At 75.1% G+C, this 12,791-nt stretch carries 11 protein-coding genes; 7 read left to right on the forward strand and 4 right to left on the reverse strand.

Annotation, left to right across the window (positions count from 1 at the left end; translation table 11 throughout):
- Nucleotides 1-211: 211 nt before the first annotated feature.
- The 6 genes from AC1DXT_RS03160 (at nt 212) to AC1DXT_RS03185 (ending at nt 8,051) form a co-directional block, all read left to right on the forward strand.
- A complete protein-coding gene (locus AC1DXT_RS03160; protein ID WP_477059915.1) occupies nt 212-1,261 on the forward strand; it encodes a M15 family metallopeptidase in 1,050 nt (349 codons plus the stop codon).
- A 43-nt stretch (nt 1,262-1,304) separates the two neighbouring features.
- Nucleotides 1,305-2,462 (forward strand): AAA family ATPase, encoded by a 1,158-nt coding sequence (locus tag AC1DXT_RS03165; RefSeq protein ID WP_477059916.1) that lies wholly within the window; start codon nt 1,305-1,307, stop codon nt 2,460-2,462.
- A gap of 67 nt (nt 2,463-2,529) precedes the next feature.
- Complete coding sequence (locus AC1DXT_RS03170; RefSeq protein ID WP_477059917.1) at nt 2,530-2,967, forward strand: OsmC family peroxiredoxin; 438 nt, start codon at nt 2,530-2,532, stop codon at nt 2,965-2,967.
- A gap of 186 nt (nt 2,968-3,153) precedes the next feature.
- Entirely contained in the window at nt 3,154-6,189 is a 3,036-nt protein-coding gene (locus tag AC1DXT_RS03175) for an FAD-binding and (Fe-S)-binding domain-containing protein (protein ID WP_477059918.1), read from the forward strand.
- A gap of 9 nt (nt 6,190-6,198) precedes the next feature.
- On the forward strand, nt 6,199-6,495 hold the full coding sequence (locus tag AC1DXT_RS03180; protein ID WP_477059919.1) for an MTH1187 family thiamine-binding protein: 297 nt from the start codon (nt 6,199-6,201) through the stop codon (nt 6,493-6,495).
- Nucleotides 6,496-6,677: 182 nt separating this feature from the next.
- Nucleotides 6,678-8,051: a restriction system modified-DNA reader domain-containing protein gene (locus AC1DXT_RS03185; protein WP_477059920.1), complete on the forward strand. Its 1,374-nt coding sequence runs from the start codon at nt 6,678-6,680 to the stop codon at nt 8,049-8,051.
- 7 nt (nt 8,052-8,058) lie between these two features.
- Here AC1DXT_RS03185 and AC1DXT_RS03190 read toward each other — a convergent pair whose 3' ends face one another.
- From AC1DXT_RS03190 to AC1DXT_RS03200, 3 genes are all read right to left on the reverse strand, one after another.
- Nucleotides 8,059-9,045 (reverse strand): alpha/beta hydrolase, encoded by a 987-nt coding sequence (locus tag AC1DXT_RS03190; RefSeq protein ID WP_477059921.1) that lies wholly within the window; start codon nt 9,043-9,045, stop codon nt 8,059-8,061.
- Nucleotides 9,042-10,001, reverse strand: a complete 960-nt coding sequence (locus tag AC1DXT_RS03195; RefSeq protein WP_477059922.1) for a zinc-binding dehydrogenase — start codon at nt 9,999-10,001, stop codon at nt 9,042-9,044. The genes AC1DXT_RS03190 and AC1DXT_RS03195 overlap by 4 nt, the downstream gene beginning before the upstream one ends.
- 163 nt (nt 10,002-10,164) lie before the next feature.
- On the reverse strand, nt 10,165-10,872 hold the full coding sequence (locus tag AC1DXT_RS03200; RefSeq protein ID WP_477059923.1) for a maleylpyruvate isomerase N-terminal domain-containing protein: 708 nt from the start codon (nt 10,870-10,872) through the stop codon (nt 10,165-10,167).
- Nucleotides 10,873-10,970: 98 nt separating this feature from the next.
- Between AC1DXT_RS03200 and AC1DXT_RS03205 the strand changes: the two genes are divergently transcribed.
- Nucleotides 10,971-11,501, forward strand: coding sequence for a hypothetical protein (locus tag AC1DXT_RS03205; RefSeq protein WP_477059924.1), 531 nt, complete (start codon nt 10,971-10,973; stop codon nt 11,499-11,501).
- A gap of 6 nt (nt 11,502-11,507) precedes the next feature.
- On the opposite strand, the gene metX is transcribed toward AC1DXT_RS03205, so the two are convergent.
- Nucleotides 11,508-12,785 (reverse strand): homoserine O-acetyltransferase MetX, encoded by a 1,278-nt coding sequence (metX, locus tag AC1DXT_RS03210; protein WP_477059925.1) that lies wholly within the window; start codon nt 12,783-12,785, stop codon nt 11,508-11,510.
- Between the last annotated feature and the right edge of the window lie 6 nt (nt 12,786-12,791).

The raw sequence follows: 12,791 nt of genomic DNA on the forward strand, positions 1-12,791 counted from the left end.
GAGATCTCCCCCGCTATGGGGCCTCAAGTGTCAGGGGTGACCTTCCGAAGAACTTAACGTGTTACGCGTGAGTAACAAGATTCCGTTCCGAGGTCGGCCAGCGAGTGGCCGGCACGCTGCGGCGCGCCCTGCGCCCGCGCGTGCTGTCGCCCACCCCGCCCGCCTCGCCCAGGGTGCCGTGGTCACGGCGCTCGCTCTGAGCATGTGCGCGATGGTGGCCGTCTCGGCGAATGCGCGTGACGGTGGGAGCGCGCTCATCGGCGTGCTCCCGGCCCCCAGCTCGACCGCGCAGGTCGAGCAGGCGCGGGCCGGTGCGGTCGAGGTCGCCACCGACGCCATGCAGGTCGCCCAGTCGGTCCAGGCGGAGGCGTCCCAGGTCGCGATCGACGCCACGCAGCTCCAGGCCCTCGAGGCCGCGACCGCGCACCTCGACGAGCTGCTCACCGTCGCGGCCGCCGAGGTCGACCGGGGAGCAGCGACGTCGCGATCGGCCGAGCGCGACGAGGTCACCGGCATGGAGGGCACCTCCGTCGCTGCGGAGGAGCCCGCCGCCGCCGCGACGAGCACCCCGACCCCGGCGGCAGACGCCGACCCCGCCTCGGTGTTCGAGCAGACACCCGCCGCCGTGCCGACGATCCCGCCGAGCACCGGCGAGGAGGACGCGACGACCGCGGAGCTGCGGGAGGCCGTCGCCGCCGTCGCGACCGCCACGGCCGCCGCGAAGGAGAGCGCCGAGGCGAAGAAGGCCGCCGACGAGGCCGCTGCTGCTGCCGCCGCCCAGGCCGCCGCCGACGCGGCCGCCGCCGCGCAGGCCGCCGCGGAGGCCGAGGCCGCCACCCGTGCCGCGTGGAAGCAGTCGCTCCTCGGCTACGCCAACGGCAAGATCCCCGACTCCGCCCTCTGCGGCGTGAGCTTCGACTCCTCGGTCCGGCTGCGCTGCGACGCTGCCGAGCAGCTGGACGTCCTCAACTCCGCCTTCCGTGCCAAGTTCGGCACGAACCTCACGATCAGCGACTCCTACCGCTCCTACGCCGGCCAGATCCTGTGCAAGCGCACCAAGGGCTACCTCTGCGCGACGCCCGGCACGTCCAACCACGGCACGGGTGTCGCGGTGGACCTCGGCGGCGGCATCGAGACCTTCGGCACCAAGCAGTACCGGTGGATGACGGCCAACGCTCCGGCGCTGAACTGGACGCACCCGTCGTGGGCCGAGAGCGGCGGCAGCAAGCCCGAGGCCTGGCACTGGGAGTACACGGACTGACCCGTCGGCCCAGACCCGGCACGGCGGCCCTACGATCGGGCGCATGAGCACCTCGGCCGAGCCGGGGCGGACGTGGCCCCTGGTGGGCCGCGCCGCCGAGCTCGACGACCTCGACGACCTGTTGTCGACGGCCGCCGACGGGGTCGGCATGACGGTGCTGCTCGAGGGTGAGGCCGGCGTCGGAAAGACGAGCCTGGTCGATGCACTGCGCGGCTCGGCCAGGCTCCTGGACGTCGAGCTGCGCACCGCGCGCGCCACGGAGCTGCGCAACTGGCCGTATGCCTTGCTCTCCGACGCGCTGCTGGTGCGCTCGGGACGGTCGAGCCGTGGCCCGGTCGAGGCGGAGCTGACCGACCTGCTCGACGCGATCTACGCCGACCCCGTCCGGTCGGTCGCCCGCCACGACCGCGCGGCCGAGCTGTTCGCCGCCCTGCTGCGCCGCCGCGGGGACAGTCGCCCGTGGGCCCTGGTGCTCGAGGACGTGCACGAGGCGGACGCCCCCTCGCTCGAGGTGCTCCTGCAGCTGGCGCACGAGGGTGCGGTGCCCCGGGCGCTCGTCGTGCTCACCATGCGTCCGGTGCCCTACCGCCCCGAGCTCGCGGCGGTCGTCGCCGCCTGGACGCGGGCGGGAGCCCGGTACCTCGAGCTGCGGCCGCTGAACGCCCGCGCCACGGTGGAGCTCGCCGAGAACCTCGTCGGCAGCCCGCTGGGGCCGTCGCTGCGCGGCACCCTCGCGACGACGGGCGGCAATCCCCGGCTCGTCGCGGACGTGGTGCGGACGGCCCGCGCCGCCGGCGCCCTGGTCACCACCGACGGCGTCCTCGACACGACGGGCGTCGGCTGGCTCACGCCCCTGGACGAGGTGGTCCGGCGGCGCATCGAGTACCTCGGGCCCGACGTGCTGGCCCTGCTCGGACAGGCGTCCGTGCTCGGCACCTCGTTCGTGATCGCGGACCTGGCGTCCCTGGTCGGCGACCCGGTCGGCGACTGCTGGCGCACGCTGCGGCACGGCCTGGCCGCGGGCGTGGTCCGCGCGCGCGGTGACCGGCTGGTGTTCGGGCACGACCTCGTGCGCGGTGCGCTGTACAACGGGCTCGAGCCCGACCAGCGTCGCGCCCTGCACGCGCGGGCCGCCTGGGCGCTGCGGCAGGCCGGCGCTCCGCCGCAGATCGTCACCGGGCACCTCGAGCGCGCGCGCTGAGCCGCCCGGCTGCATAGCGTGGAGGTCCCGGGCATCCCGCCCGGCCGATCGAGCACAGAGGAGCACCATGTCCACGCGCACCGCTCGCACCGCCTGGAACGGGACCCTGATGGAGGGCGCCGGGCAGGTCGAGCTCACCAGCTCCGGGGCCGGCACGTTCGACGTCTCGTTCCCCAAGCGGACCGCCGAGGAGGCCGGGGGCACGACGAGCCCGGAGGAGCTCATCGCGGCCGCGCACACGTCGTGCTACGCCATGCAGCTCTCCGGCGTCATCGCCGCGGCCGGAGGCACCCCGGTGGCGCTCGAGGTCAGCGCCGACGTCACGCTGCGCCCCGACCCGGCCGGCGGGCTACACATCACCACGATCGCGCTGACGGTCCGCGGGGAGGTCGAGGGCCTCGACGACGCCGGCTTCCTGGCCGCCGCCGAGAACGCCAAGGCCACCTGCCCGGTGAGCAAGGCCCTCACGGGCACGGAGATCACCCTGGACGCCTCGCTCGCCTGACCCGCACTCCACCGGACGTCCGAGGATCCGGTCGCCCCGACGCTCACTTCCTCGGACGCTGCGGTGGAGAACGCGCTGCGTCCGAGGATCCGGTCGTCCTGGCGCTCGCTTCCTCGGACGTCCCTGTCGTGACCATCCCTCGGTGACGTGTGCGGGGGAGCGGGCCGCCGGTGCGAGACTGCCCCCGTGGTGGCCGTGACCGAGACCGTGGCAGGGGATCCGAGCCGATCCGAGAGCGCCGACGTGGTGCAGGCGCTGCGGTCCGCGCTGCGCGGAGCGGTCGACGACAGCACGCGCCGCCGCGCCGAGTACTCGACCGACGCGTCGAACTACCGCGTGGTCCCGCAGGTCGTCGCGTTCCCGCGGGACACCGACGACGTGCTCGCCGCGCTGGAGGTCACCCGGTCGCTGGGGGTGCCCCTGACCGCCCGCGGCGGCGGCACGTCGGTGGCCGGGAACGCGGTGGGCACGGGCGTGGTGCTCGACTTCTCGCGGCACGTCAACCGGATCCTCGACATCGACCCGGAGGCGCAGACCGCCCGCGTCGAGCCCGGCGTCATCATGGCCGGCCTGCAGAAGGCGGCGGCACCGCACGGGCTGCGGTTCGGGCCGGACCCGTCCACGCAGGCGCGCGCGACGCTCGGGGGCATGATCGGCAACAACGCCTGCGGCCCCCGCGCGGTGGCGTACGGGCGGACCGCGGACAACGTGCTCGCCCTCGACGTGGTGGACGGCACCGGCCGACGGTTCGAGGCGCGGTCGGGCGCCGGCGCGCTCGACGTCGTGCCGGGTCTCGACGCCCTCGTCCGCGGCAACCTCGACGTCATCCGGACGGAGCTGGGCCGCTTCGGCCGGCAGGTCTCCGGCTACTCCCTCGAGCACCTGCTGCCCGAGAATGGCACCGACCTGGCCAAGGCCCTGGTAGGCACCGAGGGCACGGTCGCGACGCTCCTGGGCGCGACGGTCCGCCTGGTGCCGATCGCCGCGGCGCCCGTGCTGGTGGTGCTCGGCTACCCGGACATGCCGACGGCCGCCGACGCCGTCCCGGCGCTGCTCGCGCACGCGCCGCTGGCCATCGAGGGCATGGACTCCCGGCTGGTGGACGTGGTCCGCCGCGTGCGCGGGACCGCCGCGGTGCCGCCCCTGCCCGAGGGCGGCGGGTGGCTCATGGTCGAGGTCGGCGGCTCGGACCTGACCGAGGCGCTGGACCGGGCGCACGCGCTCGCGGCCTCCGCCGGGACGACGGCGGTGGGCCTCTTCCCGCCCGGACCCGAGGCCGCCGCGATGTGGCGGATCCGGGAGGACGGTGCCGGCCTGGGTGGGCGGACCCCGTCCGGCGCGCAGGCGTGGCCGGGGTTCGAGGACTCGGCCGTCCCGCCCGAGCGGCTCGGCGCGTACCTGCGCGAGCTCGAGGCGCTCATGGCGTCGCACCGCGTGGACGGTCTGGCGTACGGGCACTTCGGCGACGGCTGCGTGCACCTGCGGCTCGACATCCCGCTGGAGCGCTCGGGCAACCCGCTGCGCGCGTTCATGACGGACGCCGCGGCCCTCGTCGCGAGCCACGGCGGGTCGCTGTCCGGGGAGCACGGGGACGGCCGCGCCCGCTCGGAGCTGCTGCCGGTCATGTACTCCGCGCAGACGATCGACCTGTTCGGCGCCTTCAAGGACCTTCTCGACCCGCGCGACCTGCTCAACCCCGGCGTGCTGGTCCGGCCGCGCCCGCTCGACGCCGACCTGCGCCGGCCGCACGCCCGCCCCCTGCTGGCCGACCACGGGTTCTCGTTCGTGCACGACGCGGGCGACCTGACCACCGCGCTGCACCGCTGCGTCGGCGTCGGCAAGTGCCGCGCCGACAGCACCGCGGCCGGGGGGTTCATGTGCCCCTCGTACCTGGCGACGAAGGACGAGAAGGACTCGACCCGCGGCCGCGCGCGCGTGCTGCAGGAGATGGCGAACGGCACCCTCGTCAGCGGTGGCTGGTCGTCGCCCGAGGTGCACGAGTCGCTCGACCTGTGCCTGTCCTGCAAGGCGTGCTCGTCGGACTGCCCCGCCGGCGTCGACATGGCGCAGTACAAGTCGGAGGTCCTGCACCGGACGTACCGCGGGAAGCTGCGTCCGGCGTCGCACTACGCCCTCGGCTGGCTGCCCCGCTGGGCGCGGCTGATCACCGGAGTCCCCGGGCTGTCCTCGCTGGTCAACGCGGTGCTCGGCGCCCGTCCCGTGGCCACGGTGGTGCTGGCCGCCGGCGGCATGGACACCCGGCGGCAGATGGTCACGTTCGCCCGGCGGCCGTTCCGCTCCTGGGTGCGCGGCGCTGGCAGCCAGAGCGTGACGGTGGTGCGCACCGGCGCTGGGAGCGAGCGTCGGCACCATCCCGAGCGCAAGGTCCGAGCGAGCGCGCGTCCCGGCGACCGGTTCCTCGGGCGGCCCGGCAAGGGCACCCAGCACGGCGGGACGACCGGTCCGCGCAGGCCGCAGGTGGTGCTCTGGACCGACTCGTTCTCCGACACCCTCGCGCCGTCCGTCGCGCGGGCCGCCGTCGCGGTGCTCGTCGACGCGGGGTACGAGGTGCTGGTGCCCGAGGACAACGCCTGCTGCGGCCTCACCTGGATCAGCACCGGCCAGCTGGACGGCGCGAAGAAGCAGCTGACCCACCTGCTGGGCGTGCTCGGGCCGTTCGCCGTCAACGGGATCCCGATCGTCGGCCTCGAGCCGTCCTGCACGGCGGTCCTGCGCTCCGACCTGCGCGACCTGCTCCCGGACGACCCGCGCGCGGTCGCGGTGGCACGCGAGACCCGTACGCTCGCGGAGCTGCTCACCGCGCCGGCCCCCATCGGCCCCGGCGACCGCTGGCGGGTGCCGGACCTGTCGGACGTCACGGCCGTCGTGCAGCCGCACTGCCACCACCACTCGGTGATGACGTGGACGCCCGACCGCCGGCTGCTCACCGACGCCGGTGCGCAGTTCTCGGCGCTCGCGGGCTGCTGCGGGCTGGCCGGGAACTTCGGCATGGAGAAGGGGCACTACGACGTCTCGGTCGCGGTGGCGGAGAACGCCCTGCTCCCGGCGCTGCGCGACGCGGCCGCGGGGGACGTCTTCCTGGCCGACGGCTTCTCGTGCCGCACGCAGGCGGACCAGCTGGCCGGGGTGCAGGGCGTGCACCTCGCCGAGCTGCTCGCGGCGCACCTGCCCGCGCACCGGACGGTCGACGCGCGCGCCTAGGCTGGCCGCATGCTCGTCGCCTTCTCCGTCGCCCCGCTCGGTGCGGGCGAGTCCGTGACCGCCGCCGTCGCCGATGCCGTGCGCATCGTCCGCGAGTCCGGCCTCCCCCACCGCACCGACGCCATGTTCACCACGCTCGAGGGCGAGTGGGACGAGGTGATGGACGTCGTCAAGCGCGCCACGGAGGCGGTCGGCCGGCACGGCAACCGGGTCAGCCTGGTGCTCAAGGCGGACATCCGGCCGGGACACGTGGGGGAGCTCACGGGCAAGGTCGACCGGGTCGAGGCCGCGCTCACCAACGAGTGACGAAGGCGACCGGTCGGACGATCCGGACGGCGGAAACCGGACGCATCCGGGTGATGTGACCGATCTCCGACGACCACGCCGGACGGACGGGCTGACGTGCAAAGCGCGCTGTGGGACAGTGTGGTCGCGAGCGCGCCGGCCGGGGTGCGCGGGCGCACGACGGGACGCGGAAGGCCAGACAGATGCCCATCTTCGAGCTCGACGAGGGCCGACCGCGCCTTGTCCAGCCGATGCAGCCCCTGACCGGTTCCTTCGCGCAGGAGTGTGCCTCGCTCCTCACGCACCACCTCGCCGCCATCGCGGGTGAGCCCCTCTTCGCGGTCCGTTCGCGCACGGGTGCCCCCGACCACGCGGACCTCCCGGAGCTGCTCGCCCTGGACGCCGCCGGCCGTCCCGTGGTGGTCGACGTGGTGCAGGTGGTCGACGACGACGCCGTCATCTCCGCCCTGCGGCACGCCGGTGCGGCCTCCCGCATGACCACCACGGACCTCGCGCGGGCCTACCACCCCGACCCGAGCCGGTTCGCCGTCGACTTCGCGGCGTTCCGTGAGCAGGCGGCGTTCGGTGTCCAGACGAACCGGCGCGAGGGCGTCCGGCTGGTTCTGCTGTGCTCCGAGGTGGCCGCCGAGGCCGGTGACTCGCTCGGTTTCCTGCGCGGTCCGGGCCGGCACGTCGACGTGCTCCAGGTCGGCGTCGTGCGCGGCGTGGACGACCGCCGCCTGCTCGACGTCTCCCCGCTGGCCACGCACGAGGGCGCCCGCCGTTCCGTCGAGCCCACCGCGCTGCGCCTGGTGCGGTCGAGCGAGGGCTTCACGTCGGGTGCTCCGTACGAGCCCTACGTCCCGGCGGTCGGGCCCGTGCGCACACCCGCGACGGGGGAGCTGCGCGCGGTCACCCCGCCCCCGGCCACACCGGCGCCGCCGGCCCCGACCCCGCTGCGGGTGCCCCCTGCCGAGCCGGCGCCGCGGCCCACCGCTGACCAGAAGCCGCGGCCGACCGTGCACGAGGCGCCGACCACGCTGACCCCGGTGGTGGGCCTGCGGTCCGCCGCCGACCAGGTGCTGCCGCGCACGCCCCCACGCGAGCGCACGGGCGAGGCGGCCGGCCCCCGCCCGTTCGTCCCGGTCTCCGCCCCGCTGCCGATCTCGTCCAGCTTCCCGACGACCCCGGCCACACCGGCCGTGCCGACCATCCCGATGCCCCCGCCCCCGGCGGCTCCGCCCGCTCCGCCGGCACCGACCGAGGAGATCGCCCCCGTCCGGGACGCGGTCCTCGACGACGACCTGAACGCGATGCCGGAGCTCGCCACGCTCGCGAAGAGCCGCCGCGCGATCACGACGCTCGTCTGGGTCCGGGCGCGCCGTGGTCAGCGGCTCGTCGCGATGCTGCGCACCGACGGCCTCATCGAGCTGCCCACCGGCGAGCTGTACGCGGACCCGGACAAGGCTGCGTCGGCGGCCGTGGCGGCGGAGAACCTCGTCGACGGCTGGCGCGCGTGGCGGCTGGGCGAGGGCGGCCCGACGCTCGCGGAGGCCACCGGCATCCTGCGTCCGTGACGCCCGGTCAGCTCCACCCGTAGGCCGCGGACCAGCGGTCGATCTCGGCGTACAGGCGCCGGCGCACGGGCGGCGGCGACAGGGTCAGGTCGTGCAGGCCGTCCCGGATGCGGACGACAGTCACGTGCGTGCCCAGCTGCACCGCCCGGCGCACCACCAGCTCGACGTCGAGCACCACGTCGGCGTGGCGCATCTCCTCGCTCCAGCGCGGGTTGATGACGGTCCGGCTGGACGCGAGCACGAGGATCGGCTGCTCGACGGCCAGACCGCGGGCCACCCGCGCGTGGCCCGCCATGATGGCCTGGAGCCAGCCGGCGCGGACGGGGAACGAGGGCGTCGGCCGCCACACCGTGTCGTACGTCCACTCGCCGCCGCTCGCGCTGCTGAGCGTCCGGGCGTAGTAGCCGGGGTCGATGTTGGGCAGCGGGGCCTTCGGCTGGAACCGGGCGATGCGCGCGACCGCCGGGGTGCTGACGTGCCGGAGCACCGACGACCCCTGCAGCTCCAGCCAGGGGCTGTTGAGCACCAGACCGCTGAGCTCGCCGGGGTGCCGGTGCGCCCAGAGGGCCGCGATGAGCCCGCCCGTGGAGTGGCCCATGACCATCACCCGGGCGCGCGCGCCCAGGTCGGTGGTGATCACGCCGAGCGACGCCTCGAGCTCCTCGTCGTAGGTCTCCAGGTCGTCGACGTAGCCCGGCGTCTGGCCGGGACGCAGGCTGCGGCCGTACTTGCGCAGGTCGAGGGCGTAGAACGCGGCGCCGCGCGCGTGCCAGTACTCGGCGAGCCCGGTCTGGAAGAAGTAGTCGGACCAGCCGTGCACGTACAGGATCGCCCGCGACGGGCGCAGCGGCTCGGCGGTCGGCGGCGCGTAGCGGACCAGGCTGGCCACCACGTCCCCCTCGTCGTCGGGACGCAGGACGAGCGTGCGGACGTGGTAGTCGGGGCCGAGGACGTCCTCGACCCACTCGCCGTCCACCGCGTCCCCCCGGCTCATGGCTCGAGGACGATCTTCCCGAACTGGTCCCCGTCCGCCAGGCGCCGGACGGCGTCCCGCGCGTCGGCGAGCGCGAACGTCGAGTCGACGAGCGGGCGGACGCCCGTGCGGGCGAGGAACGCCAGCAGGTGCTGCAGGTCGTCGCGCGACCCCATCGTCGTGCCCACCACGCTGATCTCCTGGAAGAAGATCCGGGTCAGCTCGGCCGGCTCGGCGTCCCCGCTGGTGGCACCCGCGACGACGATCGTCCCGCCCGGCCGCACCGAGCGCACCGAGTGCGACCAGGTGGCCTTGCCGACGCTCTCGAGCACGATGTCGACCCGGGGCACCCGGGCACCGGGCTCGACGGCCGCAGCGGCACCGAGGGACAACGCCCGCTCGCGACGGTCCTGCGACCGGCTGGTCACGATCATCTCGAGCCCCGCGGCGGCGCCGAGCAGGATCGCCGCCGAGGCCAGCCCGCCGCCGGCGCCCTGCACGAGCACCCGCTGACCGGGCGTCGCGCCACCGGCGCGGAAGAGCATCCGGTACGCGGTGAGCCAGGCGGTCGGCAGGCACGCGGCCTCGACGAACGACAGCGCGGCCGGCTTGTCGACGAGGTTCCACGTGGGCACCGCGACCTGCTCGGCGAGCGTTCCGGGGTAGCGCTCGGACAGCAGGCTGCGCGGCTCGTCGGCCCCCACGCCGTGCCCGCTGGCCCCGCCGATCACCCCGTGCACCACGACCTCGCGCCCGTCGGCGGTGACCCCCGCGGCATCGGTGCCCAGGATCATCGGCAGCTGCTCGGCGCGGATGCCGACCCCCCGCAGCGTCCAGACGTCGTGGTGGTTGAGCGCGGCGGCGCGCACGTCGACCACCGACCAGTTCTCGCGGGCCTCCGGGGCGGGCCGGTCACCCACCTCGAGGCCGCTGACGGGGTCGTCGGACGAGAAGCGGGCGGCGTAGGCGGCGATCACGGGCCCAACGTATCGGCCGCAGCGCGCGCGCTTGAGGTTCCCCCGCGGCAAGGCCCTAGGTTCACGGACATGGACGACGTCCTGCTCACGGTCGGTCAGCTGGCCCGCCGGGTCGGCCTGACCACCAAGGCGCTGCGGCACTAGCCGCGCCTCTGGTGAACCGTCAGAGGATCGGCAGCATCCGCCCGAGGTCGGGGACCCCGTCCGACGTGTAGCGCGGGTGCAGCGCGACGGCGAGCACGTCGACGTCGTACGGCTCACGGCCGGCAGCCAGGCGCACCCACCTCCGGGCGTCGGCCACCTCCAGGCTCCACCCGCCGCGCGCGACGACGATGTCCAGCAGGGCGTCGGCGACGAGCCGCAGGGCGTCGGGATCGACCGGGTCCGGCCCCATCGGGACCGACCGCGCGAGGTCGTCCGCGTGCACGACGAGCTCGATCACGCGCGACATCGCCATCGTGCTGAGCAGCACCGGTCCCCGCCGTGCCTGCACCACGCAGTCCTGCGGGCCCAGCGCGTCCAGCTGCGCGAAGGCCGCCCGCGCCCGGACGTCCACCTCGATCAGCGGGTCGTGGGAGATCTCGGCGGCCAGCTTGCGGGTGGTCTCCGCGATGTCGGCGGCCCGGTCCGCGTACGTGCCGAGGTACTCGCCGAGCGTCAGGGGCACGGTGCCCTGCGGAAGGGGGGCGCACACCGCGAGGGCCTCCATGGCGCGTCCGAGGTGCGCGACCAGCTCGGCGACCGTCCAGCCCGCCAGGACCGAGGGGGCGTCGGCGACGTCGTCGTCGACCACGTCCGTGACCCACGACCGCAGGCGGTCCCACTGCTCGTGCAGGGCGGTGCGGGCGTCGACGAGGTCTCCGGAGGGCATGGTCCCCATCGTGCCGCCCTCGGGTCCCGCGCACATCCCCGCCCTGGAACTCACCCGTTCCGCCTCGCCGCCCGCGAGCACTCCGGCAGGATGGGCCGATGCCCGAGACGGTCGACTTCGCTCCCTGGGACTCCGTCGGTCATCCCGGCTCCACCCTGTCGACGACGCCCGCGGCCTCCCGCCGGAGCACGGTCGAGCTCGTCGGGCCGCAAGGCCTCGTGGCACGGATGGCCCCCGGCCCGTCGAAGCGCACCGACGAGGTGCGCAGCGCCGGAGCGCCGTGGACCCTCACGCGTGACCGGCGAGGAGCGATGGAGGTGCGCGACGGCGTGACCAGTCACACCGTGGCCGAGGTCGGCCGGGCGGGGTGGACCGGTCGGCGGTCCGGCGTCGTGGACGGGCGCGCGGTCCGCTGGGAGTCCGCCGGGCTGCTGAGCACGTCGTTCCGCTGGGTCGACGCGGACGGCGCGGTTCTGCTCGAGGTCCACCCGCGCGGTCTCCTGCGCCGGCGCCTGGAGATGACCGTCGGCGCCGAGCGGCTGCCGAGCCCGACCGTGATCCTGCTCGCGGTGCTCTCGCGGCACCTGGTGGCGGACAGCGACGAGGCGGCCGCCGCGAGCGGGGCCTGACGCCGGTTACCGGCGCTCGGCGCCCTGCTCCAGGAACTCACGCACGTAGGCGCCGACCAGGTCCTCCTCGATGAGGAAGCCGTCGTGGCCGTAGTCGGAGTGGATCGTGTGCAGCGAGGCGCCCGGGATGCCGGCCGCGATCCGCTCGGACTGCGCGGGCGGGAACAGGCGGTCGGAGTCGACGGCGACGACCAGGGCCCGCGCGGTGATCGAGCCGAGCGCGGCGCTGACCCCGCCGCGGTCGCGGCCGAGGTCGTGGGTGATCATCGTGCGCGTGAGCACCACGTAGGTGTTGGCGTCGAACCGCCGGCTGAGCTTGTCGCCGTGGTGGTCCAGGTACGACTGCACCGCGAACCGACCGCCCTCCAGCGGCTCCTCCGCGCCCTGCGGGATGCGGCCGAACCGCTCGTCCAGCTCCAGGGCGCTGCGGTACGTCTGGTGCGCGATCTGCCGGGCCAGGCCGAGGCCGACGTGCGGACCCTCGCCGTCGGGGGCGTCGTAGTAGTCGCCGTCGCGGTAGTGCGGGTCCGCACGGATGGCGGCCAGCTGGGTGTGGAAGCCGGCGATCTGGTCACCGGACGTCTGCGCCGCCGTCGCGATCGCGGCGATCGACTCCACGCGCTCGGGTGCGCTCGCGGCCCACTCGAGCACCCGCAGACCGCCCAGCGACGCGCCGATGACGAGCGCCCATGAGTCGATGCCGAGAAGGTCGCTCAGCCGGACCTCCGCGGCCACCTGGTCGCGGACGGTCAGGAGCGGGAACCGGCTGCCCCACGGCCGGCCGTCGGGTCCGGGGGACGCCGGCCCGGTCGAACCCTGGCAGCCGCCGAGCACGTTCGGCGCGACGACGAACCAGCGGTCGGTGTCGATCGGCGCACCCGGCCCGACCATCGACGACCACCACCCCGGCGTCGGGTGACCGTCGCCCGCCTCACCCGTGACGTGCGAGTCGCCGGTCAGGGCGTGCAGGACGAGCACCGCGTTGGCGCCGTCCTCGTTCAGCTCGCCCCACGTCTCGTACGCCAGCCGGACGGCCGGCAGGCGCCCGCCGGACTCGAGCTTGAGCGGCCCGAGGTCGGCGAACTGCCGACGCCCCACGGGGTCGCCGTCGCGCCACGCGGCGCTCACGGGCACGGGCCGCTGGGGCTGCGGCGCGCGGGACCCGAGGGTGCGCGGTCGGGCGGGGGACAGGGTGACGTCGGGCACGTGCTTCCTCTCACGGGGTGCCACCGAGCCGTCGGAGCCGGTCGTCGGCTCCGACGGCGTCGGCGGCGTCGTACTCATGCGCGG

The organism is Cellulomonas sp. P1_G12_2 (genome assembly GCF_056405535.1).

What these genes read in the sequence shown, in the direction of transcription:
- AC1DXT_RS03190 (WP_477059921.1), bottom strand. Translation starts at nt 9,045, where the DNA reads ATGAGCCGGGGGGACGCGGTGGACGGCGAGTGGGTCGAGGACGTCCTC.
- AC1DXT_RS03180 (WP_477059919.1), top strand. Translation starts at nt 6,199, where the DNA reads ATGCTCGTCGCCTTCTCCGTCGCCCCGCTCGGTGCGGGCGAGTCCGTG.
- AC1DXT_RS03170 (WP_477059917.1), top strand. Translation starts at nt 2,530, where the DNA reads ATGTCCACGCGCACCGCTCGCACCGCCTGGAACGGGACCCTGATGGAG.
- AC1DXT_RS03165 (WP_477059916.1), top strand. Translation starts at nt 1,305, where the DNA reads ATGAGCACCTCGGCCGAGCCGGGGCGGACGTGGCCCCTGGTGGGCCGC.
- AC1DXT_RS03185 (WP_477059920.1), top strand. Translation starts at nt 6,678, where the DNA reads ATGCCCATCTTCGAGCTCGACGAGGGCCGACCGCGCCTTGTCCAGCCG.
- AC1DXT_RS03160 (WP_477059915.1), top strand. Translation starts at nt 212, where the DNA reads ATGGTGGCCGTCTCGGCGAATGCGCGTGACGGTGGGAGCGCGCTCATC.
- AC1DXT_RS03205 (WP_477059924.1), top strand. Translation starts at nt 10,971, where the DNA reads ATGCCCGAGACGGTCGACTTCGCTCCCTGGGACTCCGTCGGTCATCCC.
- metX (WP_477059925.1), bottom strand. Translation starts at nt 12,785, where the DNA reads ATGAGTACGACGCCGCCGACGCCGTCGGAGCCGACGACCGGCTCCGAC.
- AC1DXT_RS03200 (WP_477059923.1), bottom strand. Translation starts at nt 10,872, where the DNA reads ATGCCCTCCGGAGACCTCGTCGACGCCCGCACCGCCCTGCACGAGCAG.